Here is a 23,442-nt window from a genome sequence, read left to right as displayed (position 1 = left end):
CGGAACCGTCATCGTGCCGTCGTCAGCCGTTGCCAGAGGCGTCGAGATAGAGGTCCGGCGGCAGGCTCTTGCCCACGCCGAGGAGTTGCGCGCCCGCGAGCCGGTCCAGGGCTGCGTAGATGCGCTCGCCATCCGCGCGCTCGGCGGCGATGGGCCGGCGTGGGATGCCCGCGAGGAAATCGCGCTTGAGCGTGGCGAAAGTGGCGTCGTCCTCCGCCGCCATCAGCGGGCGGACGGTCTCCCACAGGGCTGGCTCGTTCGCCAGCGCGTCCTTGGCGGCGGCCGAGGCACGGGCAAAGCCGCGCACCACCTCGCCCCGGTCGGCCACGGTTTGGCCCTCGTAGAGATAGCCGATCAGCGAGACGGCGCCTTTGGCGCCGAAGGCCCGCATCACGTCGTCGGCCGAGATCAGCCGTTTGAAGCCCTTAGCTTCGAGGCGGGCGCAGAACTGCCAGTAGAGCAGGGCCGCGTCGAGTTCGCCGGTCTCCAGCTTCTGCGCCAGCAGCGGTGGCGCGCCGTAGGCGATCTGCGCGACGTTCTCGAGCTCGAGCCCCGCCGTCTCGCGCGCCTGCGCCCGCAGCAGGATCCAGTTCTTGTCGAGCGCGCCGCCCGCCACCCCGAGCCGCTTGCCCGCGAGCCCCTTCAGATCCGTGATCGGGCTTCCGGCGGGCACCATCAGCGCCCCTTCGGTGGTGGAATAGGGCGAGAAGCGCACGCCCCGCCCCTCGTTGCCGAGGCGGGCGGCGAAGATCAGGTCGCCGACGATGGCATCGACCTGACCGCCGAGGAAGGCGATACGGGCGGCATCGTTGCCAGCGAGCTTGACGATATCGAGGGTGAAGCCATTGGCCGTATCGAAGCCCCGCGCCTTGATGACGGCAGCCTCCCAGGAGGCGGTGCCGAAGGGCAGAACGCCGAGCCGGAACGTCTCGCCCGCCGCCTGGGCGCGGCGCCCCATCGGCAGCGTCGCGGCCAGCGACAGAGCCGCCGTCGCGAGCATTCCGCGCCGTGACAGCATGGGCGTCCTCATGAATTATCGGTCAGGCCGTTCCGTCTCCGGCGGAGGCGGACGGTTTCTGTTGAATTTTTTAATAGGGACTCGCCTCCGCCCCGTCCACAGCCGGTCCCGGCGTTTCCGCTGCGACATGCGGGCCTCCGCCCAGGGGCGCGAGCCCCACCGATCCCGGCTTGCGCCGCCGCCCGTCCCGACGCAGGTTTTCACCGTATTCGATGGGAGGGTGACAATGACGCAAGCACGCGAGGGCGTCCTCGACGACGCGACGGTGGAGCGGCGGCTCAAGGAAGAGTTGCCGCACTGGCGGTTGGAGGACGGCTGGATCCGGCGGACCTACAAGACGGCTTCGTGGAAGGGCACGCTGATGGTCATCAACACGGTGGGCCATCTGGCCGAGGCCGCGTGGCACCATCCCGACCTCACCGCGTCCTACGCCTGGGTCGAGGTCCGGCTGATGAACCACGCCGCCAAGGGCATCACCGAGAAGGATTTCTCTCTGGCAAAGAAGATCGAGGAGGTCGTGGGCTGGCAGCCGGGCGCGGAGGGCGGCGCCCTCGAAGGAACGCCGACCGATCCGCGCTTCGCCTACATCAAGTACGACAAGTGAGGCGGGCTCAGGCGACGCCGTGCTGCCGGAACCAGTCCTGCAGCCGCTTCCATCCGTCCTGTGCCGACTCCGCGCGGTAGCTCGGACGATAATCGGCGTGGAAGGCGTGTCCCGCCTCCGGATAGACGACGAAATCGCAGGTCTTGCCGGCGGCCCGGCAGGCCTCCTTCATCCGGTCGATCGTAGCGACCGGAATGCCCTGATCGGCCCCGCCATAGAGGCCGAGCACCGGCGCCTTGAGATCGGCGGCGACATCGACAGGGTTCTTCGGCATCAGCGCCGAGCTGTCGCCGACGAGGCGCCCGTACCAAGCGACGCCCGCCTTCACCGCCGGATTGTGCGCGGCGTAGAGCCAGGTGATGCGCCCGCCCCAGCAGAAGCCGGTGATCCCGAGGCGGGCCGTGTCGGCCTTGCCCGTGCCCTTGGCGAAGGCGACCGCCGCGTCGAGATCGCTCATCACCTGGGCGTCGGGCACCTTGGAGACGACCTCGCTCACGATCTGCTGGATGTTGGTCAACGTCGAGACGTCGCCCTGCCGGGCATAGAGTTCGGGCGCCAGGGCGAAATAGCCGAGCTTGGCCAGCCGGCGGCACACATCCTTGATGTGCTCGTGCACGCCGAAGATTTCCTGCACGACCAGGATCGTCGGGAAGGGGCCACCCTCGGCGGGCATGGCCCGGTAGGCCGGGATCTCGCCGTCCTGCGTCGAAATCTTCACCTCGCCGGCGACCAGGCCGTTCGTGTCCGTGGTGATGATGGTCTGGGCCGCGACGGGCTGCACGGCGAGCGCGAAGCCCGTGGCGAGACTCGTGGCGATCACGGTGCGCCGTGAGAGGGTCGTCTGAGCCGCGAGGCTCCGCAGGTCGGCATCGAACGCGGTCATGCGTGCCTCTCGGGTATGGATGCGTCAGACGGGCAGTCGCCCGACGGCAGAGTTAGGGCATCGCCCCGAAAGGGGGATGCCGGCTTTTGGAAAAGGAGGACGCGTCGGCCGAAGCCCGCGACGGTCGGCGAACCGCGACGGGTGCGCGCGCAGCCTCGCGCCGCCCGCGCGGTGGCCCAACGCCGAAAGAGCCAGCCGCGGTCCCGGACAAGGCCGCCAGCAGTTTCACGCTCCCCTCGGGATCAGGCCGCGGCTCAGGCCGGTTGCTCCGCCACCGTCCTCCTGAGACCCGCCATGACGCCAAGGCAAGACGAACGGGACAGCCCCGCCCCACGGACGACCTATTCGCCGCCTCAGCCGGAAGGGTTGGCGCCCGCTCTCCTGCGCAACATCCGGACGCTGCAGGAGCGCCGAAGCGCCGCGGAAAGGGCGGCCTCCCTGCAGGATCGCATCGCCGAGGCGATCACGCGGTTCACGGGCAGCATGGCGTTCGTCGCCCTGCACGTCGTGCTGTTCGGCTTCTGGACCCTGGTGAATACGGGCCTGCTGCCGATCCTGCCGAAATGGGACGCGTCCTTCGTGATCCTCGGGACCGCGGCCTCGGTCGAGGCGATCTTCCTCTCGACCTTCGTATTGATCAGCCAGAACCGCATGGCCGCGGCGGCCGACAAGCGGGCCGATCTCGACCTCCACATCAGCCTTCTGGCCGAGCACGAGGTGACGAAGCTCGTCGCAATGGTGTCGGCGATCACGGAGCGGATGGGCATCGAGACGGTCGCCGATCCAGAAGTCGGCGAACTCAGCCAGGATGTGGCCCCCGACGCCGTCCTCGACGAGATCGAGCGGAACGACCGCGCCTGACGCCCGAGCGCCCCAAAAGAAAATGGCCGGGCGAACCCGGCCATTTTCCGTTCTACCGATCGAAGGCGATTACTTCCCGCCCATCGCGTCGGCCTTCTGGATCAGCGCCTCGGCCATGCGGATCGAGGCGATGTCGATGAGGCGGCCGTCGAGCGAGACGGCGCCGCGGCCGGCCTTGGCGGCCTCTTCCATGGCTTCCAGGATGCGGCGGGCCTTGGTGACCTCGGCCTCGGAGGGGGTGAAGACCTCGTTGGCCAGATCGATCTGCGAGGGGTGGATCGCCCACTTGCCCTCGAAGCCGAGCGCGGCGCAGCGGCGAGCGGCCGAGGTGTAGCCGTCCGGATCGGAGAAGTCGCCGAAGGGACCGTCGATCGGGCGCAGGCCGTAGGCGCGGCAGGCGACCAGCATCCGGTTCTGGGCGAACAGCCACGGATCCTGCCAGTGAGTCTGGCGGTTGCCGGCCTCGTCCTTGTCGGTGAGCACGCTGTAATCGGCATTGACGCCGCCGATCACGGTGGAGCGGGCGCGGGTGGAGGCGGCGTAGTCGGCGACACCGAAGGACATCGCCTCAAGGCGCTTGGACGAGGTCGCGATCGCCTCGACATTGGCCATGCCGAGCGCGGTCTCGATCAGCACTTCGAAGCCGATCTTTTTCTCGCGCTTCTTGGCCTGCTCGATCTGCGTCGTCAGCACGTCGATGGCGTAGACGTCGGCCGGCACGCCGACCTTGGGGATCAGGATCATGTCGAGGCGCGGGCAGGCCTCCACGATGTCCACCACGTCGCGGTACATGTAGTGGGTGTCGAGACCGTTGATGCGGATCATCATGGTCTTGTTGCCCCAATCCAGGTCATTGAGGGCCTGGATGATGTTCTTGCGGGCCTGCTCCTTGTCGTCGGGCGCAACCGCGTCCTCGAGGTCGAGGAAGATCACGTCGGCCTTCGAGGCGGCCGACTTCTCCATGAAGGTCGGGTTGGAGCCGGGAACCGCGAGTTCCGAGCGGTGCAGGCGCGGGGTGGCCTGCTGGATCAGGGTGAAGCTCATCGGAAATCCTCCGTTCTGTGAGACCGTCTTGTCGTGCGCGCGGTCACGCGTGGGAGTCGCGTGCCGCACTTGAAAAGCATCGTCCTTTTCCGAAAGCCGGCGGCCACCTTTCGGGACGATGTTCTATCTCGCGCGTCCGAGCCGGCCGTCCAGCCGGTCCCGGAACACGTCGCCGAGATTGTATGCATTATCCAGTCGCGCCGAAGCCGACGGCGATGCAGTTGATCGACAGCAGCAGCGCGGACTTCACCGCCTCGCGCTTGTCCTCGTCGGTCTCGCTGCGGTAGCGGCGCAGCAGCTCGACCTGCTCGCGGCTGACCTGATTGATGGTCGGCAGCCGCCCGCGCAGGCGTTCGCTGAATTGCGGGAAGCGCTGGGCGAGTTCGCTGTCGCCCGACACCCGCAGCACCATCTCCCGCGTCAGCGCGTATTCCGCCTCGATCAACCCGAAGATGCGCGCGCGGATGCCCGCGTCCTCGACGAGGCCGGCATAGTCGCGGGCGATCTCGAGATCGACCATCAGCAGCGTCTTCTCGACCTCGTCGAGGACGAGGCGGAACACTCGGCAATCCCGGAACAGGCGCCTCAGCAGGGCTTCGCCCGCCTCGCCGCGCACGTCGATGAAGCTCTTCAGCCCCGAGCCGACGCCGTACCAACCGGTGATGACGTGCCGGTTCTGCGACCACGCGAACACCCAGGGGATCGCGCGCAGATCCGAGAGCGACTTGGCGCCGAAGCGCCGGGCCGGGCGCGAGCCGATATTGAGCAGCGAGATCTCGTCGAGCGGGCTCGCCGCCTGGAAGTAATCGACGAGGCCCTCGGCCTGGAGCAGGTTGACATAGGCCGCCCGCGAGGCGCCCGACAGCGCCTCCAGCGCGTCGTCGAATTCGGCGCGCGAGCCGTTGCCGTTGCCCTCCGAGAGCAGGGCGTGCTCGAACACCGAGGCCGCCAGCAGCTCCATCTGGTAGGCGGCGGTGCCGCGGTTGGCGTATTTGAACGAGACGACCTCGCCCTGCTCGGTGATGCGGAAGCGGCCCTGGATCGAGCCCGGCGGCTGGGCGGCGATGCCGCGATGGGTCGGGACGCCGCCGCGGCTCACCGAACCGCCGCGGCCGTGGAAGAAGGCGATCGGCACGCCGAGATGGTTGCCGAGCGTGGTCAGCCGCACCTGCGCCTTGTAGAGTTCCCAGTTCGAGGCGATGAAGCCGCCGTCCTTGTTGGAATCGGAGTAGCCGATCATCACTTCCTGCACCCCGCCCTGCCAGCGGGTGGAGCGGCGCACCACGGGGATGCCGAGCAGTTCCTTCATGATCGCCGGGGCGGCGCGCAGGTCGTCGATGGTCTCGAACAGCGGCACGATCGGCAGCGGGCAGATCTCGGTGCCGGTCGTGTCGAGGAAGATGCCGGCCTCCTTGGCCAGAAGGTAGGCGCCGAGCACGTCGACGGTGGAGCGCGTCATCGACAGGATGAAGGCGCCGAAAGCCTCGCGGTCGAGGGTGTCGCGCATCTCGCCGACCAGCGCGAAGGTGGCGAGCGTCTCGCGCGCGTCGTCGGGCAGACGGTCGGCGAAATCCTCGAACGAGGTTTCGGGCGTGCGCGGCCTAGCCAGCTCGGTGAGCAGCCAATCCTTCCAGGCCGGCGAATCCAGCGCCGGCGGCTCGCGGTCGCCGTTGCGCAGCTTCCACAGCGCGTGCAGCGTCTTGGTGGTGCGGGTCGAATTCTCGCGCAGATCGAGCCGCACGGTGGAGAAGCGGAAGATCTCGACCATCCGCCGCACGGGCCGCACGATGTCGGTGGCGAGCGCGCCGCATTTGGCGTCGGCCAGCCCCTTCTCCAGGGTGCGCAGATCGTTGATGAGCCCGTCGGCGCTCGGATAATCCGGCCCGACCGAGCGGGCGCCCTTGTTGCGGGCGATCGTCGCCTCGAGCTTGCGCAGCACGCAGGAGAGGAACTGGCGATAGGCCTCGCCGGGATTGCGGTTGGCGATGGCGCGCGCGTCGCCGGACTCGGCCAGCATGTGCGCGAGTTCGCTGCGGAAGGTCTCGGGCACCGGCAGCGAGCGCTCGGTGATCGAGAGCACCCGGCCGAGATGGGTGATGCCGTCGCGGTAGCGGCGGAGCGACGCCAGCGCGTTGCGCTGAAGCGTCTCGCGGGTCACACTCGCGGTGACGTAGGGGTTGCCGTCGCGGTCGCCGCCGATCCAGCTTCCGAACTGGAAGAACGGCGGCACCTCGAAGGTTTCGTCGGGATAGTACTGCGCGAGGCTCTCTTCGAGCGAGAGCAGCATCTCGGGCAGCATCTCGAACAGGGTCTCGTCGAAGAAGTGCAGGCCCCAGGCGACCTCGCGCTCGACGGTGGCCTTCTCCAGATGCAGCTCGCCCGTCATCCAGATCAGCTCGATCTGGTCACGCAGCTCGTTCATCAGGCCGTTGCGCTCGCGCTCGGTCCAGCGCGGCAGCTCCAGCTCACGCAGCACGAGGTAGATCCGGCGCAGCTTCTCCAGCACCGTGACGCGCTTGCCCTCGGTGGGATGCGCGGTGATGGTCGGGCGGATGCGCAGATCCTTGAGCAGCGTGTGGATCTGCTGCGGGCCGATGCCCCGGGCGGAGGCCTCGGCCAGAACCTTGGCGAAGGAGCCGTTCAGCGCCTCGCGGCCCTGGTCGCGCTCGACGTGGCGACGGCGGCGCATGGCCGCGTTCTGCTCGGCGATCGAGACGAGCTGGAACCAGATGCCCTGCACCTGAAGCGCGCGCGCCAGCATCTCCGGCGTGAAGGAGGAGATGTCGGCGCGGCCATGCAGCACGTCCTCCAGCTCGGGATCGTGGCGGCGGGCCACGTCGAGCAGGGCGTGAAACAGAATCTCGAGGGCGTCCTCGGTGGCCGTGCCGGTGATGACCGGCGGCGCGAAGGTCGTGTCGGTCGCGGCTGACGGCCGGGCGTGCAGCGTCTTGGTCATGGGATCCCCCCTGGCGAGGTTCTCTTTTCGGAGTTCCGCAGGCTGATGCCTTCGGGCGGGCAGATGGATTCGATCGTCGGGGCGCTTCCTCCCCGCAGGCCGGAATGGAGACCTCGTGCTCGTTTGCCCCAACCCTCACCCTCATCGTGAGGTGCTGGAGCGAAGCGGAAGCCTCGAAGGATCTTCCAGGAATCGCACGCGATCTGGAGGACCCTTCGAGGCCGCGTCGCGGCACCTCAGGGTGAGGCGTCGGATAGGAGAAGCGCCGCCGACGGAGAGTGCCTCAGGCCGCGCGGGCGAGCACGTCGGCCACGGTGCTGCCGAAGGAGCCCGGATCGGGCGCCACGGTCAGGCCGTAGGAGCGCATGATCTCGGCCTTCTCCGCGGCGCTGTCGCCGGTCGCCGAGATGATCGCGCCGGCATGCCCCATGCGGCGGCCCTTGGGGGCAGTCAGGCCCGCCACGAAGCCGATCACGGGCTTGGAAAAGTTCTCCTTGATCCAGGCCGAGGCCTCGGCCTCCTGCGGACCGCCGATCTCACCGATCATCAGCACGGCTTCCGTCTCCGGGTCCTGCTCGAACAGAGCGAGGTGGTCGAGGAAGGAGGAGCCGTTGATCGGATCGCCGCCGATGCCGACGGAGGTCGAGATGCCGATGCCGAGCTCCTTCATCTGCGCGGCGGCCTCGTAGCCGAGGGTTCCGGAGCGGGAGATCACGCCGACCTTGCCGGGCAGGTAGATGTGGCCTGGCATGATGCCGAGCATCGACTTGCCGGGCGAGATGATGCCCGCGCAGTTCGGGCCCACCACCATCGTGCGCTTCTCCTTCGGATAGCGCCGGAGGTAGCGCTTCACCCGCATCATGTCCTGAGCGGGGATGCCATCGGTGATCGAGCAGACGAGCTTGAGGCCGGCATCGGCCGCCTCCATGATCGCGTCCGCCGCGAAGGGGGGCGCCACGAAGGTGATCGAGGTGGTGGCGCCGGTCGCCTCCACGGCCTCTTTGACGGTGTTGAACACCGGCACGCCGCAATGGGTCTTGCCGCCCTTGCCCGGGGTGACGCCGCCGACGACGTTGGAGCCGTAGGCGATCATTTCCTTGGCGTGGAAGGTGCCCTTGTCGCCCGTGATGCCCTGGACCAGGATCGGGGTCTTCTCGTCGATGAGAATGCTCATGGCGTGATTCCTCCCCCGTTCGTCAGTGCTTGGCGCCGTGGCAGGCTTCGACAGCCTTGCGCGCGGCTTCCGTAAGGGTGTCGGCGGTGATGAGGTCGAGCCCGCTCTCGGCGAGGATCTTCTTGCCTTCATCGACGTTCGTGCCGGCGAGCCGCACGATCAGCGGCACGTCGATCTTCACCTCGCGCGCGGCCTTGACCACGCCCTCCGCGACCCAGTCGCAGCGGTTGATGCCGGCGAAGATGTTGACGAGGATCGCCTTCACATTGCGGTCCGAGAGGACGAGGCGGAAGGCCGTGGCGACGCGATCCGGGCTGGCGCCGCCGCCCACATCCAGGAAGTTTGCCGGCTCGCCGCCCGCGTGCTTGATCATGTCCATGGTCGCCATGGCCAGACCCGCGCCGTTGACGATGCAGCCGATTTCGCCCTCAAGGCCGATATAGCTGAGATTGTGCTCGGCAGCCTGGGCCTCGCGGGGATCGCCCTGCGACGGGTCGTGCATGTCCGCGATGTTGCGGCGGCGGAACAGGGCGTTGTCGTCGAAGGACATCTTCGCGTCGAGCGCCAGAACCCGGTCGTCCTTGGTGACGACGAGCGGGTTGATCTCCAGCATGGTGCCGTCGCAGTCGCGGAACGCCCGGTAGGCGTTCATGATGGTCTTCACCGCGGCCGAGACCTGCTTGATGTTGAGGCCGAGCTGGAACGCGATCTCGCGGGCCTGGAACTGCTGCAGGCCGACGGCCGGCTCGACCACGACCTGGATCAGCGCCTCGGGCTCCTTGGCGGCGATCTCTTCGATATCCATGCCGCCGCGCTGGGAGGCGATGACACGGACGCGCTCGGCCTTCCGATCGAGGACGTAGCCGAGATAGAGTTCGCGCTCGAACGGGTCGGCGGTCTCGACGTAGACGCGCTGCACCGGCTTGCCCTCGGGGCCGGTCTGGAGCGTCACGAGGCGCTTTCCCAGCAGGTCGCGGGCGGCGTCGCGCACTTCGTTATAGGTGCGGCAGAGCTTGATCCCGCCCGCTTTGCCGCGGGCGCCGGCATGGATCTGGGCCTTCACCGCCCAGAACGAGCCGCCGAGCTCGGTCGCCGCATAGACCGCTTGATCCGGGCTGAAAGCCACGGCGCCCTTCGGGACGGCGACCCCGAAGCTCGCGAGCAGCTCCTTGGCTTGGTACTCGTGAACGTCCATCGAGACCTCCTTCGCGTTTCCGTCGTTTTTGTTGGGCCGACCTTCGCGGAAAAATTACTTTTCGGGAAGCGGGTCAGCTCTCAATTTTTTCTTTTGTAGTGCTTCAGTTTGCTTGCCCGTCAGTGACTTAGAGCCGTATCCAACCTGATTGCATCAGGCCGGCGCCTCTCGGTCTTTGTTTTGGCGCGCATTCGTTCGACGAACCGGTGACCACTTCGTCGGAATGCGCTCGAGCGGGCTTCTCAACTGCGAATCGTCCGGTGCGGGGACGGAGCATAGCAACGCTCGTCCGATCCGCCTCCTCATCCTGAGGTGCCGGAGCGGAGCGGAGGCCTCGAAGGATCCTCCAGCCGGCCGCGCGATCTCTGGACGATCCTTCGAGGCCGCTTCGCGGCACCTCAGGATGGGGGAGAGGGTGGGACGACAGCCATCCGCTCCCCGCCTTTGCGAGGCGGAGCCGCAGCAATGCAAGGCTCGCCCCGTCCGGAACAGTCGCGCTCGGGAATGGCTTCGCGTCCGCTCGCGCCGACGGCGGGCGGCGCGAAGGTCTCAGTTCACCTTGGACTTCACGGTCTCGTAGATCCGCTCGTTGAGCGCGCCCGCCTCGGCCAGCAGGCCTTCCAGCTCCTTGAGCCGCTCCTCGGCGAAGGCGCGGTCGTCGAGGCCCTTGGCGTTGACGTAGACGTTGAGGGCCGCCGAGCGCAGGCCGGCATAGGCCGAGAGCACGGCGACGCCGGCATCCGAGATGACGTTGAGATTGCCCTTCTCGGCGACGATCTCGGCCAGGTCGATCACCTCGCGGCAGACGCGGCAGCAGGCGAGCGGCACGTCGGTCGCGGTCTTGAGCGCCTCTTGAATCTTGGCGGCGCGGGCGGCCTTCTCTTCGTCGGTGTTCTTCGGCAGCCCGTAGGCGCCCATCACCGCGTCGAAAGCCTCGACGTCGTCGGCGATCATGCCGGTGAGCGTGCGGCGCAGGCCTTCCGACTTCTCCAGCACCTGCTTCAGGTCGGCCTCGACCTCGACATACTTCTTCTTGCCGATGGTGAGGTTGCACACCATCGAGACCAGCGCCGCGCCCATGGCGCCGGAGATCGCGGCGGCACCGCCGCCGCCGGGGGTCGGGGCCGAGCTCGCCAGGCCGTCGAGGAATGTTTCGATCGTCTCGTTGCCGGCCATGGGTCCCTCCCCTGTCAGTTCTTGTTGATTCGCTGGGGCGGCGCCGAAGGCCGGCGCCGCCCATTGAGCTGTGACCCTTTGGGCCGTGAGCCGTCAGGCCATTTCCTTGGCCAGCTTGTAGATCTCCTCGGCGTCGAAGACGCCTTCGCTCGACTCGAACAGCTTGGCGATGCAGGCGCGGTGCAGCTTGAGCTTCAAGCCGCCGATGCCGAGCGCACCGAAGGCGCGCTTTCCGCCGTATTCCTTGCCTTTGTCGGTCGCATCGATCCCGCCGATGCCGAGCGGCGGCTGGGCGTTGTAGTCGGCCACGATCTCGATCGAACTCTCGTTCTGCCAGGCTGCCTGCGGCAGCAGTTCAAGGCCGATCGCACCGGCGGTGAAGACGAAATGGGCGCCCTTCACGGCCTCGGCGCGCGAAGCGTCGTCCGCGGTCTCGGCCGCGGTGACGTTCACCTTGAAGCGCTTGTTCACGGAATCGGCCGCGGCCTGCGCCTTGTCGAGCTTGCGCCCGCACAGCACGACCTCGGCGCCCTCGCCGGCGAGCAGCGCCGCCGAGCGCATGCCGACCGGGCCGGTGCCCGCGAGCACGACGGCCTTCTTGCCCTTGACCGAGCCGCCCGCCGCCTTGACGACGAGCGCCACGCCCGCCGCGGCGGTCGTGTTGGAGCCGTTCGAATCCAGCATGCAGGACACGCGGAACGGGCCGAAGAAGCGCTTCTTCACCGCCTCGAACACCCGCTCGCCGGCCGCCATGTCGCCGCCGCCGACGAAGATCGCCGTCGACTGCTTCTCCTTGCCGCCGCGGGTGTAGATCGTGCCGTCGACATAGGCGCCGACGTTGTCGGGCGTGACGTTGCCGTAGCCGGTGATGTGGTCGGCACCGCCGTCGTAGCCGACGACGACGTCGAAGACGCTCGGCGTGGCATCGGTGTCGAACTGGAAGAGCAGCTTCTTGGACATGATTCCTCTGGCCGGTTGTTCATGGACCGCGGTGACGGATCACGCGGTGCGTCTGCATGGAGGATGCGTCCGGGGCCTTCCGGTCCCGGTCGCCCTCGAGAGTCTTTTCGTAACGCGGCCCCACTCCGAGGCCGGTGCGTTTCTTACGCCTCGACGACGTTCTGCGGCTTGCCCGCGACGAAGGCCTCGACGTTGTCCACGAGCTGGTCGGCGAGGATCTGCATCGCCTCCTTGCTCGCCCAGGCCACGTGCGGGGTGACGATTAGGTTCGGCAGGTCGGCGTCGCAGAGGATGTTGCCGTCCTTCGGGGGCTCCTGGGCCACGACGTCGAAGCCGGCGCCGCCGATGGTGCCGTCCTTGAGCGCCTGGAGCAGGGCCGCCTCGTCCACCAGCCCGCCGCGGGCGGTGTTGATGAGGATCGCGGACCGCTTCATCTTCTTGAGCTGCTCGGCCCCGATCATGTTCTTGGTGTCGGGGGTCAGCGGCACGTGCAGCGTGATGACGTCGGACTGGGTCAGGATCGTCTCGAGATCCACGAGCCCGTCCTGCGGGAACACGTCGAAGGCGAGCACCTTCATGCCGAGGGCCTCGGCCCGCTTGGCGATCGACTTGCCGAGCGCGCCGTAGCCGATGATGCCGAGCGTCGAGCCGGCGATGTCGTAGATCGGGTAATCGAAGTAGCAGAATTGCTTCGACTTGTTCCAATCGCCCCGGCGCACCGAGTTGGCGTAAGGCACGATCGCCCGGCGCAGGGCGAACATCAGGCCGACCACGTGCTCGGGCACGGTGTTGAAGGCGTAGTTGCGGATGTTGACGACCGTGATGCCCTGCGCCTTGGCCGCAGCCTTGTCGACGACGTCCGTGCCGGTGGCAGCCACCGCGATCAGCTTCAGATCGGGAAGCTGCTTCAGCGTGTCGGCGCGCATCGGCACCTTGTTGATCATCGCGATCTCGGCGCCCTGAAGGCGCTCGACGATCTCCTCCGGCGTCCAGGTCGACTCGTATTCCTTGTACTCGTGCGGGAAGTTGAATTCGCGCACGGTCGCGTCGAGCGACTCGCGATCGAGGAAGACGACTTTCTTTGTCATTCTGGACCCCTTCCGGATCGACCGGCGGGCAATCGTGTCGCTCACAAACCCCCTGCCGCCCCGTCGTCGCCGGAGCGAGAACGGTCGGTGACCGGGAGTTTCATGAGGCACCGACGCCGGCCCCGTTTCCTCACCTGTCTCGAAGCGTCTCCCGCGGAACGCCGGCAAGCCGGACGTTCTACGGGGCGCCTTTCTCATGTAGCGGAAGCGGCGCCGTTGGAACCGGCGTCGCCCCCAAAAATCAGGCCAAAGAATGAGCCCCCAAGATCAGGCCTTGGCGAGCGGGTTCTCGCGCAGGTAGCTGGAAGCGGCGGCAACACCCGAACCGGGGGTCACCTTCACGCCGTTGTCGATGAGCGACATCTCGGCACCGGCGATGGCGCCGAGCAGCGAGAGTTCGTTCAGGTCGCCGACATGGCCGATGCGGAACACCTTGCCCGCGACCTGGGACAGGCCGGCGCCGAGCGCGAGGTTGTAGCGCACATAGGCGTGCTTGATGATCTTGGCCGCGTCCACACCCTCGGGCGCCAGGATGGCGGTGACGGTGTCGGAGTTCCACTCCGGCGACTTGGCGCAGGTCTTCAGGCCCCAGGCTGCGACGGCCTGACGGGTCGCCTCACCGAGCACGGCGTGGCGGTGGTAGACGTTCTCCAGGCCTTCCTCGAACAGGCAGGCGAGCGCCTCGCGCAGGCCGTAGAGCAGCGGCAGCGGCGGGGTGTAGGGGAAGTAGCCGGTCGGGTTCTGCTTCTTCTGGTCTTCCCAGTCGAAGTAGACGCGGGCGAGCCGGTCGTTGCGGCCGGACTGGCCCTCGGCGGCCTTGAGCGCCTTCTGGCTGACGCAGATCACGCCGAGGCCGGCGGGCAGCATCAGGCCCTTCTGGGAGCCGGCGATGGCGCAGTCGACCTTCCACTCGTCGGCCTTGAAGGGCAGCGAGCCGATGGAGGACACGCCGTCGACGAACAGCAGGGCCGGGTGGCCGGCGGCGTCGATCGCCTTGCGCACGGCGCCGATGTTGGAGGTCACGCCGGTCGCGGTCTCGTTATGGACCACCATGACGGCCTTGATCTCATGGTTCTTGTCGGCGCGCAGGGCCTCCTCGATCTTCTCGGGCTTGGCGCCGGTGCCCCACTCCTCCTCCTGGACGACGACGTCCAGGCCGAGGCGCTGGGCCATGTCGATCCAGAGATGGCTGAACTGGCCGAAGCGGGCGGCCAGCACCTTGTCGCCGCGGGCGAGCGTGTTGGACAGCGCCGATTCCCAGATGCCCGTGCCGGAGGCCGGGAACAGGAAGATCGTGCCTTCGGTCGAGCCGAACACCTTCTTGGTGTCCTCGAACAGCGGCTTCGTCAGCGACGGGAAATCGACCGAGCGGTGATCCTCGGACTGCACCATCATGGCGCGCATCACCCGGTCCGGGATGTTGGTCGGGCCGGGAACGAACAGGTGGTTGCGTCCCGGACGTCTCGTTGCCGCCATGAGAATTTCCTCCAATTAAGTCGTTCTGGGCAGAGCGGCCCTTCGCGGCCGCGATCCCGCCCGATCCTGATGGCGAGCGCAAGCCCGCCGCGAAACGTCGTTCAGTCCCACCGCCGGTCCCAGCGCAAAGCCGCGCGCAACAGGCCTTCCGCCGACCGGGACCGTACCTCTGCGATGTCGGATCGTTGACCGTCCCGGAGCGGCGAAGCGGCCATCATGCCGCCCGCGTCGCGGCGCGTGCAGCCGCGCCGGTCGCCTCCAAAGGACCGAACCCTCGATGCGTCAGCCCGGCGCCGCATTCAAGCGCGCTCCTGCTGCGTGTCCAGCGCTCCCATCCATCGCGGCCATTCCCACACCTCTGCCGGGTGCTGCTGCGCATGCCGGGGCACGCGCGGCGGATGACCTTGGCTGCCGTTATGCCTCCCCCGCCGGGGAATGGAAAACGGAAAAAACTGAACTGAAAAACAAAAAGATTTTCGTATGCACCGGCCGCGGGCAGGGTCTGCGGCGAGCCATGGGCGGGCGCGGTGCCGGAAACCGGGGAGACCGCCCGCAGCGCCGAAGCGGGGCAGAACGATGCACCCCGCCGTCATCAAACTGAGATCGGAATGCGATTTGGCTCTTCCCCGTCGCGGTGCGGTTGTGAAGAGCCGAGGGCGCCAGTGTCACAGGATCCGGAATCGACCATCCGCGTTCGGACGCTCTTCCTGTCCGATCTGCATCTCGGCACCAAGGGTTGCCAAGCGGCCCTGTTGCTCGACTTCCTGCGCGACGTCGATGCCGACACGATCTACCTCGTGGGCGACATCGTCGACGGCTGGCAGCTCCGCTCGGGCTGGTACTGGCCGCAGGCGCATAACGACGTGGTGCAGAAGCTGCTGCGCAAGGTGCGGAAAGGGGCGCATGTCGTCTACGTGCCCGGCAACCACGACGAGTTCCTGCGCGACTATATCGGCATGACCTTCGGCGGCATCGAGATCGCCGACAGCCGGATCCACGTCGCGGCCGACGGCAAGCGCTACCTCGTCATCCACGGCGACCAGTTCGACATGGTGGTGCGCCACTCCAAGTGGCTCGCGCATCTGGGCGACTGGGCCTACACCACGGCGCTCGCGGTCAACACCGTGGTCAACCGGATACGCCGCCGCCTCGGCCTCGCCTACTGGTCGCTCTCGGCCTGGGCAAAGCTCAAGGTGAAGAACGCGGTCAACTTCATCGGGCAGTTCGAGACCTTCCTCGCCACGGAAGCCCGGCGCCAGGGCGCGGACGGGGTGATCTGCGGCCACATCCACCATGCGGCCCACCGCGAGGTCGAGGGGCTGATCTACCTCAACACCGGCGATTGGGTGGAATCCTGCACCGGCATCGTCGAGCATTACGACGGCCGCATGGAGGTGCTGCACTACCCGACCCTGCTGCGCGAGCGCCGCGGGGCCGAGACCTTCGAGCCCGAGATCCGCCGCGCCGTCGCCTAGAGCCCCGCCCCTCACGGACAGACGAGGCCCGCATGAGGCTGCTGCTCGCCACCGATGCGTGGCACCCGCAGGTCAACGGTGTGGTGCGCTCCGTCGAGCGCATGGCCGAGGCTGCCGCCGGCCTCGGCGTCGAGCCGCTGATGCTGACGCCGGCCGACTTCCCCTCCCTGCCGATGCCGGGCTACCGCGAGATCCGGCTCTCGCTGGTCACCCGCGGCCGGGTGCTGTCGCGCTGGGAGCGACTCGCGCCGACCCATGTGCACATCGCCACGGAAGGGCCGATCGGCCACGCAGTGCGCGCCGCCTGCCTGTCGCGGGGGCAGGCCTTCACCACGAGCTACCACACCCGCTTTCCCGAATATCTCGCCGCCCGCGCGCCGGTGCCGGAGGCCTGGAGCTATGCGTGGCTGCGCCGCTTCCACGCCGCAGCGAGCGGCACCATGGTCAGCACGCCCTCCCTGGAACGGGAGCTGGCGGGGCGCGGCTTCACCCACCTGATGCGTTGGACGCGCGGCGTCGACACCGACCTCTTCCGCCCCCGTGACAGCGACGACGGGGCGAATCCGTTTCCCGATCTGCCGCGGCCGATCTTCCTCTCGGTCGGCCGGCTCGCGGTCGAGAAGAACCTTGCCGCCTTTCTCAGCCTCGATCTGCCGGGCTCCAAGGTCGTGGTCGGCGACGGGCCGGACCGGGCGCGGCTCCAGGCGCTGGCGCCGGACGCGCACTTCCTCGGCGCGCTGACCGGCGAGGCGCTGGCGCGGGTCTATGCGCGTGCCGACGCCTTCGTGTTCCCGAGCCTGACCGACACCTTCGGCATCGTGCTGCTCGAAGCGCTCGCCTCGGGCCTGCCAGTGGCGGCCTATCCCGTGACCGGCCCCCTCGATGTGATCGGCGGCACCGGCGCGGGCGCCCTCGATGCGGATCTGCGCGCGGCGGCACTCGCCGCGCTCACGATCCCGCGGGAGCGCTGCCGGGCGGAGGCGATGCGCTACACCTGGGCCGAGAGCGCGCGCCAGTTCTACGACAACATCGCAACCGCCCACGCGCTCGGATCGGTTCAGCGCTCCGCCCGCCATCCGAGCAGCGCCCCGCTGCCGCGCCCCGGCTGAGCGAGGCCGGTAATCCGGCGGGATCGATCGGATATCGCCGGACTCATGGTCGGGTCGCCCCCTTGTCCGCGGGGTTTTGACCCGCCCCGGGATGACGGGGGAGCGCGGGGATGCCAGGGTCCGCGCCATGGCCCCTCGAGCAAAATCCGTCAAAGCCCCGCGCCCGTTCGATCCTGCGCTTGCCGCCACCTATCCGGCGGTGATCGGCTGCGACGAGGTCGGGCGCGGTGCCCTGTGCGGTCCGGTGATGGTGGCGGCCGTGTGGTTCGACCCCGTCGCCTTCCCGCCGGAGATCCTGGCCCGGCTCGACGACAGCAAGCGCCTCGACCGTGCCGCGCGCGAGGCGCTGACCCCGCTGATCCGGGCGCATGCGCGGGTTTCGCTCGCGGCGGGCTCGCGGGCGCTGGTGGACCGGGTGAACGTGCGCGGCGCGACCCTCGACGCCATGCGCCGGGCGGTCCTGGGCCTCGGGCTCGACGCGACCGTGCTGGTGGACGGGCGCGATCCGATTCCCGGCCTGACGCAGGGCTGCCGCGCGGTGATCGGCGGCGACCGCCTCGTGCCGCAGATCGCCGCCGCCTCCATTGTCGCCAAGACGTTTCGCGATGAGATCATGCGTCGGCTCGCCCCGCGCCACCCGGCCTATGCCTGGGAGCGCAATGCCGGCTACGGCACCGCCGCCCACCTCGCCGGCCTCACAGCGCAAGGCCGCAGCCCGCACCACAGGCTCAGCTTCACGGGACGGTTCGAGGCCGCGCGGGGCATCCCGGATGCGTGACGGGTTGCCGGTGGGATCCTCGCCGGTGCCGTCGAGTCCCCCTCTCCCCCGCAGCCACGGCCGTCCAGGGAAACTCGGAAGCCGACGGTTAGCCGAGTCGGATTCTCGGAAGCCCTCGCGACGATCCCCTGTCCCCTTTGGCGCGAGCCGTGGGACCGGATCGGGCTTCTCCTATCATCCGCATGACCCGCCCGCTTAACCGCCCGTTAACCCAAACTTGACTTGATCGATCTCGAGACTGCGCGCTCCCTGCGTGCCTCGATCCGATGCCGCTTCCACCGAGGGAAGCGCCTGCGCGCCGGGCCAGCCCGGGCGGGCATAGGGGCGGGCAAGGGAGCCGGTAGGGAGACCGACATGCCGCACGATCCCATCCGAACGGGGGGCACGACCCGCCGCGCCGCCCTGCTCGGCCTCTCGGCCGGGCTGTCCGGCGGCCTCCTGGCCGGGGCCGCCCCCGCTCTGGCCTATCAGGACGACGGCGTGCGCCCGGACTCGTTCCGCGCCGCCGAGGTGGTCGAGAACGGGCACCGCTTCTTCGGCAGCGTGTCCCGCGGCCTCGCGCTGACCGTCGAGGAGGCGACCCGGCGCTGGGGCGAGCCCAACGGCTACATCCTCGGACAGGAGGCGTCCGGCGCCATCGTCGGCGGCCTGCGCTTCGGCGAGGGCACGCTCTATACCCGCAATGCCGGGCAGCGCCGGATCTACTGGCAGGGGCCGACGCTCGGCTTCGATGTCGGCGGCGACGGCGCGCGCACCATGATGCTCGTCTACAACCTGCCCGCCGTGCGCGACCTCTACCGCCGCTTCGGCGGTGTCGACGGCTCGGCCTACTTCATCGGCGGCTTCGGCATGACGGCGGTGACCGACGGCGGCATCATCGTGGTGCCGATCCGCTCCGGCGTCGGCGCCCGGCTCGGCATCAATATCGGCTACCTGAAATTCACCGGCCGCCCGACCTGGAACCCGTTCTGACCGTTTCACGAACGATTCCGGCCACCGCCTGACGCCGCGCAATCGCCCGGAGAGGGCGGGCTGGGGGCCCTCTGCGACAAGCGCCCGCGGGTGCGATCGCCGACGCTTAAGGCCGGAGGGAAGACACGGCGCTTGCCTCCGCGCGGGCAAGACGGGCAAAAGACGCAGCGGCCGGACCTGCCCGGCCGAGGCGGCGTGAGGGCCCCTTCGTGATCGAGACCGTGATGATCTTCGGGCTCGGCTTCCTCCTGGCGAGCCTGTGCGCCCTGACGATCCTGCCGACCGTGAGCGCCCGCGCGAGCCGTCTCGCCCGACGGCGGATCGAGGCGACCCTGCCGGTGAGCGTGTCCGAGGTCGTGGCCGAGCGCGACCATCTGCGCGCGGAGTTCGCCGTCGTGCAGCGGCGGCTGGAGCGGAAGGCCGAGGCGATCGCCGCCCGGCGCCACGCCGACATGGCCGCCATCGGGACCCGCACCATGGAGACCGAGGCTGCGGTCGCCGCCCGGATCCGCAGCGAGGCCGAGGTGGCACGCGCCCTCGAACGCATCGCCGGGCTCGACCGCGACCTTGCCTCGGCGCGGGCCGAGGGTGAGACGGGGCTCGCCACCCTGCATGCCCTGGAAGAGGCCCACCGCGCGATCCTCGACGATCTCAAGGCGACGCGCCGGATGCAGGCCGCGACCGCACCATCGGGCGCCGAGGGCGAGACCGTCGGGCCTGTCTCCACGGCGGCCGAGATCGAGGCGCTGCGCGCGGAATTGAAGGCAGCTCAGGCGGCGCTGGCCGCACGCGGGAGCGACGACACCGCCGAGCTGCGCCGCCGCATCAGCGAGGTCGCCGACGCCTTGGCGCGGCACGACCGTCTGCCCCAGGATCGCTTGCCCCAGGCCGGAGCCTTTCCGGCCGCGTCTCCCGCGCTCGCTGAGAGCTGAAACGCACCGAGCGGCGTCGGCCGAGGGCCTACTCTGCCAGCATCTCTTGCCCCGTCCCGTACGAGCCCGTAAGCACCGAACCATCTTGCGTTTGCCCCGGACCCGCCTTGTTTCGAACAAGCGGGGGCATCATCGCGCCCGGATCTCCTCTCACGAATCTCTTCCCACGAACCGCGATCGAGCGAACATCATGGCTTTGAAGCTGACGCCCTTGGTTCTCGCCCTCACGGGTGCGGTCGCCGTGTTGGCTGCTCCGGCACAGGCGCAGCAGTCGAAGCGCGGCAACGAGACGCTCAAGAAGTACTGCACCGGCGATTACCTCAGCTATTGCGGCAACCTCGACCCGGACGATCCGGCCACCGATCAGTGCTTCAAGACCAACTGGGCCAAGCTCTCCGAAAACTGCCGCCGGGCGATCGACGCCTACGCGCCGCCGAAGGATTCGCAGCGCGGCAACAAGAAGAGCTGACGACCGCGCGGGGGCCCGGCGGAAGCGGGCGCGCCGCGCATCCATGTCGCGCGCGCCTCGTCCCGCCCGAGACGCCGCGGCCCACCTTTCGGGGCGAGGCTCCAACGGCTAAGCTCGCACCGCCCAGCCGGGAAAGACCGCCGGAAACACCGATGCCCGCCCCTTCCGCCCGCCTCTCGATCCTGATCGCGCTCGGCCTCACCCTGGCCTGCACGGCCTGTGGCCGGCGCGGCAGCCTGGAGCCGCCGGGTGCGGCCCTCTCCGAGACCGCTCCGGGGACGCGGCCCGGCGTTCCCGCCTCGGCGCGGAGCCTGCCGGGCAGCACGGTCTCCGTGGGTGATCGCGGCGCGGCCCCCGATCCGGAAGCCGTGCAGGCGGGCGACGAACTGAGCGCCGCGGCGATCCCCGCGGGCGGCGACGGCGTTCCGGTCACGACCTCCCGCGGATCCAAGCGCGGCTACCGGATCCCGAAAGAGCCGTTCATCCTCGATCCGCTTCTGTAGCGGGCCGCCGGAGCGCGCCCGTACCGAGGCCGGTCTCCGGTTCGAGGGGAAGGCCTCACAAAACCTCCGCTATCGGTCCTCACCTCCGGGCATGCCGGTGAAGCGGGAGTTTTGCGAGAGACACGTAGACAGCGCACCGCGCGTGGGGGCATTCGGATGCGCCGATCCCTCATCCGGCGGGCGCGGCGGCGGATTCTCCTGACATGCACCATTTCCACTACCGGGACGGGCGCCTCCATGCCGAGGACGTCGATCTGACCGCGCTGGCCGAGGAGGTCGGCACACCGTTCTACTGCTACAGCACCGCGACTCTGGAACGGCACTACCGCGTCTTCGCCGAGGCCTTCGCGGGCGACGATGCGCTGGTGTGCTTTGCCATGAAGGCGAACTCGAACCAGGCGGTGCTCGCCACCCTCGCGCACCAGGGTGCGGGCATGGACATCGTCTCCGAGGGCGAATTGCGCCGGGCGCTCGCTGCGGGCGTGCCGGGCGAGCGCATCGTGTTCTCCGGCGTCGGTAAGACCCGCGAGGAAATGGCTGCGGCGCTCGACGCGAACATCCTCTGCTTCAACGTTGAGAGCGAGCCGGAACTCGCCGCCCTATCCGAGGTCGCCGTCGCGCGCGGGCGCAAGGCGCCGGTCTCGATCCGCGTGAACCCGGATGTCGATGCGCTGACGCATGCCAAGATCTCGACCGGCAAGTCCGACAACAAGTTCGGCATCCCGATCTCCCGCGCCCGCACGGTCTATGCCGGGGCCGCCCGGCTGCCCGGCCTGGAGATCGTCGGCGTCGACGCGCATATCGGCAGCCAGATCACCGACCTGACCCCGTTCGATAATGCCGCGCGCCTGCTCTGCGAGCTGGCCCGCGATCTGCTCGCCGACGGGCACCGGCTGCACCACGTCGATTTCGGCGGCGGCCTCGGCATCCCCTATCGCGACGACAACGCGCCCCCGCCCGATCCGGCGGCTCTGGCCGCGATCCTGCGCCCGCATTTCAAGCCGCTCGGCCTGCGCCCCGTCTTCGAGATCGGGCGGATGATCGCCGGCAATGCCGGCATCCTCGTCACCCGCGTGATCTACGTGAAGCCGACGGACGAGAAGACCTTCGTCATCGTCGACGGAGCGATGAACGATCTGATCCGCCCGACGCTCTACGAGGCCTTCCACGCTCTGCGCCCGGTGCGCGAGCCCGCGCCCGACACGCCCCGGCTGACGGCGGACGTGGTCGGCCCGGTCTGCGAGAGCGGCGACTATCTCGCGCTTGGGCGCGAGATGCCGATGGTGGCGCCGGGCGACCTCATCGCGGTGATGAGCGCGGGCGCCTACGGTGCGGTCCAGGCCTGCACCTACAACAGCCGCCGCCTCGTGCCCGAAGTGCTCGTGACCGGCGACCGCTCGGCCGTGGTGCGCCCGCGCCCGAGCTACGACGACCTGATCCGCCTCGACCGCCTGCCCGACTGGCTCGCGTGACGCTCCCGGCGGAGCCCGTGTGGCCCGCCGCCCGTTGCGTGAGGACGCCGCCCGTCCGAGAACACTGACGATGAAGACTGCCGATTGCGACATCCTGATCCTGCCGGGCTATGCCGGCTCCGAGGAGGAGCACTGGCAGGCGCGCTGGGCGGCCCGGCTCAAGACCGCGCGCATCGTCGCGCAGGATGACTGGCACCGGCCCGACCCGGAGGCGTGGCGTGCCCGCGTCGCGGAGGCGGTGGCGGCGGCGACCCGGCCCGTGATCCTCATCGCCCACAGCCTCGGCGTGGTCGCGGCGGTGGAGGCCGCGCCGCGCTTCCCCGAAGGCGTCGTGCGCGGGGCCCTGCTGGTGGCCTTCCCCGACATCGAGGCGGGGGCCGACCTGCCCGAGAGCGTGCGCGCCTTCGCGCCGGTACCGCGCGATCCGCTGCCCTTCCCGTCGCTGCTGGTGGCGAGCCGCACCGACCCGCACTGCACCTACGAGCGGGCGGAGGACTACGCCTATGCCTGGGGCTCAGCGCTGGTGGATGCGGGCGAGGCCGGCCACATCAACGTCGCGAGCGGGCACGGGCCCTGGCCGGAGGGCCTGATGCGGCTGGCCGGCTTTCTCGCGCCGCTTTAGTCGGGCCGATCCGCCGGGGAGCCGAATAGGGTATTGCCGACCAGGGGGTTGCCCGATTTTGCGTCAAATGCAGGGGCCGATGCATGGGCAAACGGATGGGAATGCAGTTCTAAAAAGTTTCTTCGATCCGGGGCGAATCGGGAACTTAAATTTCCTCAATTGCTTTCTCCGGGCAGACCGGCCGGCAGTGTCGGTCGGATAATTTCGGAGGGACGCCATCGTGACGCTCACGAAGACCATCGCTACCGCCACCGCTTTCGCCTTCATCGCCGGCTCTGCGCTCGCCGCTCCGTGCAACACGGGCAGCACCAACGCCAAGGCCCCCGGAGATTCCGCTGCTGCCAACAGCAGCACCGGCAGCGGCGCCGATGCGGGTTCGAAGAACCTCGCGGGTGGCCAGCAGCCGGCTTCGCCCGGCACCGTCGGCGCGATGAACAATGTCGGCGCCGGTCAGGGCGTCGGCAACAAGCCGGGCTCGGACCAGACCAGCTCGGCCAAGAACACCGCCGGCGGCGACCAGCCGGCCGCCCCGGGCACGGTTGGCGCGATGAACGCCGCCGGCCATGACCAGAAGCTCGGCGAGAAGAAGGGCGGCGACGACTGCTGATCGCCGCACTCACTCAGCCGTAACGAAAAGAAGCTCCCAGGCCGCCCAGCCTGGGAGCTTCTTGCTTT

General features: G+C 68.9%; 22 protein-coding genes. 12 read left to right on the top strand and 10 right to left on the bottom strand.

Translation table 11 applies throughout. The features are described 5' to 3' along the window. Positions 1–22: 22 nt before the first annotated feature. Positions 23–1,018, bottom strand: a complete 996-nt coding sequence (locus OVA30_RS05535) for an ABC transporter substrate-binding protein (protein WP_268174848.1) — start codon at positions 1,016–1,018, stop codon at positions 23–25. A gap of 226 nt (positions 1,019–1,244) precedes the next feature. Between OVA30_RS05535 and OVA30_RS05530 the strand changes: the two genes are divergently transcribed. After that, positions 1,245–1,622 (top strand): 4a-hydroxytetrahydrobiopterin dehydratase, encoded by a 378-nt coding sequence (locus OVA30_RS05530; protein ID WP_268174846.1) that lies wholly within the window; start codon positions 1,245–1,247, stop codon positions 1,620–1,622. Between the two features lie 7 nt (positions 1,623–1,629). On the opposite strand, the gene OVA30_RS05525 is transcribed toward OVA30_RS05530, so the two are convergent. Beyond that, positions 1,630–2,505: a dienelactone hydrolase family protein gene (locus OVA30_RS05525; protein WP_268174845.1), complete on the bottom strand. Its 876-nt coding sequence runs from the start codon at positions 2,503–2,505 to the stop codon at positions 1,630–1,632. A 294-nt stretch (positions 2,506–2,799) separates the two neighbouring features. Between OVA30_RS05525 and OVA30_RS05520 the strand changes: the two genes are divergently transcribed. Then, positions 2,800–3,366, top strand: coding sequence for a DUF1003 domain-containing protein (locus OVA30_RS05520; RefSeq protein ID WP_056111326.1), 567 nt, complete (start codon positions 2,800–2,802; stop codon positions 3,364–3,366). A 69-nt stretch (positions 3,367–3,435) separates the two neighbouring features. On the opposite strand, the gene OVA30_RS05515 is transcribed toward OVA30_RS05520, so the two are convergent. The 8 genes from OVA30_RS05515 to OVA30_RS05480 all read right to left on the bottom strand — a co-directional run bounded on the left by OVA30_RS05515 (position 3,436) and on the right by OVA30_RS05480 (position 14,435). Continuing rightward, on the bottom strand, positions 3,436–4,410 hold the full coding sequence (locus OVA30_RS05515; RefSeq protein ID WP_003597628.1) for an HpcH/HpaI aldolase/citrate lyase family protein: 975 nt from the start codon (positions 4,408–4,410) through the stop codon (positions 3,436–3,438). A 187-nt stretch (positions 4,411–4,597) separates the two neighbouring features. Next, positions 4,598–7,366 carry a phosphoenolpyruvate carboxylase gene (locus OVA30_RS05510; RefSeq protein WP_268174843.1) on the bottom strand — a complete coding sequence of 923 codons (2,769 nt, stop codon included), beginning with the start codon at positions 7,364–7,366 and terminating at the stop codon, positions 4,598–4,600. 283 nt (positions 7,367–7,649) lie between these two features. Beyond that, the gene (gene sucD / locus OVA30_RS05505; RefSeq protein WP_003597632.1) at positions 7,650–8,540 is read right to left on the bottom strand and encodes a succinate--CoA ligase subunit alpha; all 891 of its coding nucleotides are present in this window, start codon (positions 8,538–8,540) and stop codon (positions 7,650–7,652) included. 22 nt (positions 8,541–8,562) lie between these two features. Further along, positions 8,563–9,735: a malate--CoA ligase subunit beta gene (locus OVA30_RS05500; RefSeq protein WP_003597633.1), complete on the bottom strand. Its 1,173-nt coding sequence runs from the start codon at positions 9,733–9,735 to the stop codon at positions 8,563–8,565. Between the two features lie 549 nt (positions 9,736–10,284). Further along, the gene (gene fchA / locus OVA30_RS05495; RefSeq protein ID WP_003597635.1) at positions 10,285–10,911 is read right to left on the bottom strand and encodes a methenyltetrahydrofolate cyclohydrolase; all 627 of its coding nucleotides are present in this window, start codon (positions 10,909–10,911) and stop codon (positions 10,285–10,287) included. A 93-nt stretch (positions 10,912–11,004) separates the two neighbouring features. Next, a complete protein-coding gene (locus tag OVA30_RS05490; protein ID WP_003597637.1) occupies positions 11,005–11,871 on the bottom strand; it encodes an NADP-dependent methylenetetrahydromethanopterin/methylenetetrahydrofolate dehydrogenase in 867 nt (288 codons plus the stop codon). 143 nt (positions 11,872–12,014) lie between these two features. Further along, entirely contained in the window at positions 12,015–12,959 is a 945-nt protein-coding gene (locus tag OVA30_RS05485; protein ID WP_003597638.1) for a D-2-hydroxyacid dehydrogenase, read from the bottom strand. A 267-nt stretch (positions 12,960–13,226) separates the two neighbouring features. Then, the gene (locus tag OVA30_RS05480; protein WP_003597639.1) at positions 13,227–14,435 is read right to left on the bottom strand and encodes an aminotransferase class V-fold PLP-dependent enzyme; all 1,209 of its coding nucleotides are present in this window, start codon (positions 14,433–14,435) and stop codon (positions 13,227–13,229) included. Positions 14,436–15,097: 662 nt separating this feature from the next. Here OVA30_RS05480 and OVA30_RS05475 point away from each other — a divergent pair. The 10 genes from OVA30_RS05475 (at position 15,098) to OVA30_RS05430 (ending at position 23,374) form a co-directional block, all read left to right on the top strand. Further along, positions 15,098–15,910 carry a UDP-2,3-diacylglucosamine diphosphatase gene (locus OVA30_RS05475; protein ID WP_238507060.1) on the top strand — a complete coding sequence of 271 codons (813 nt, stop codon included), beginning with the start codon at positions 15,098–15,100 and terminating at the stop codon, positions 15,908–15,910. 32 nt (positions 15,911–15,942) lie between these two features. Further along, complete coding sequence (locus tag OVA30_RS05470) at positions 15,943–17,019, top strand: glycosyltransferase family 4 protein (protein WP_268174841.1); 1,077 nt, start codon at positions 15,943–15,945, stop codon at positions 17,017–17,019. A gap of 127 nt (positions 17,020–17,146) precedes the next feature. Then, positions 17,147–17,797, top strand: a complete 651-nt coding sequence (locus OVA30_RS05465; RefSeq protein ID WP_147016863.1) for a ribonuclease HII — start codon at positions 17,147–17,149, stop codon at positions 17,795–17,797. Between the two features lie 354 nt (positions 17,798–18,151). After that, positions 18,152–18,769: a DUF1134 domain-containing protein gene (locus tag OVA30_RS05460; RefSeq protein WP_268174840.1), complete on the top strand. Its 618-nt coding sequence runs from the start codon at positions 18,152–18,154 to the stop codon at positions 18,767–18,769. Between the two features lie 224 nt (positions 18,770–18,993). Continuing rightward, the gene (locus OVA30_RS05455; protein ID WP_082291286.1) at positions 18,994–19,701 is read left to right on the top strand and encodes a hypothetical protein; all 708 of its coding nucleotides are present in this window, start codon (positions 18,994–18,996) and stop codon (positions 19,699–19,701) included. 190 nt (positions 19,702–19,891) lie between these two features. Next, positions 19,892–20,170: a hypothetical protein gene (locus OVA30_RS05450; RefSeq protein ID WP_003597646.1), complete on the top strand. Its 279-nt coding sequence runs from the start codon at positions 19,892–19,894 to the stop codon at positions 20,168–20,170. 152 nt (positions 20,171–20,322) lie between these two features. After that, on the top strand, positions 20,323–20,673 hold the full coding sequence (locus tag OVA30_RS05445; RefSeq protein WP_012253357.1) for a hypothetical protein: 351 nt from the start codon (positions 20,323–20,325) through the stop codon (positions 20,671–20,673). Between the two features lie 203 nt (positions 20,674–20,876). Next, positions 20,877–22,145 (top strand): diaminopimelate decarboxylase, encoded by a 1,269-nt coding sequence (lysA, locus tag OVA30_RS05440; RefSeq protein WP_268174838.1) that lies wholly within the window; start codon positions 20,877–20,879, stop codon positions 22,143–22,145. 70 nt (positions 22,146–22,215) lie between these two features. Continuing rightward, positions 22,216–22,767 carry an RBBP9/YdeN family alpha/beta hydrolase gene (locus OVA30_RS05435; RefSeq protein WP_003597653.1) on the top strand — a complete coding sequence of 184 codons (552 nt, stop codon included), beginning with the start codon at positions 22,216–22,218 and terminating at the stop codon, positions 22,765–22,767. Positions 22,768–22,987: 220 nt separating this feature from the next. After that, a complete protein-coding gene (locus tag OVA30_RS05430; protein WP_003597654.1) occupies positions 22,988–23,374 on the top strand; it encodes a hypothetical protein in 387 nt (128 codons plus the stop codon). Positions 23,375–23,442 lie beyond the last annotated feature (68 nt).

The organism is Methylorubrum sp. SL192 (assembly GCF_026672325.1).
GTDB lineage: Bacteria > Pseudomonadota > Alphaproteobacteria > Rhizobiales > Beijerinckiaceae > Methylobacterium > Methylobacterium extorquens.
Note: the sequence above shows the minus strand (reverse complement) of the source record. Positions and strands in the feature narration are given on the sequence as shown.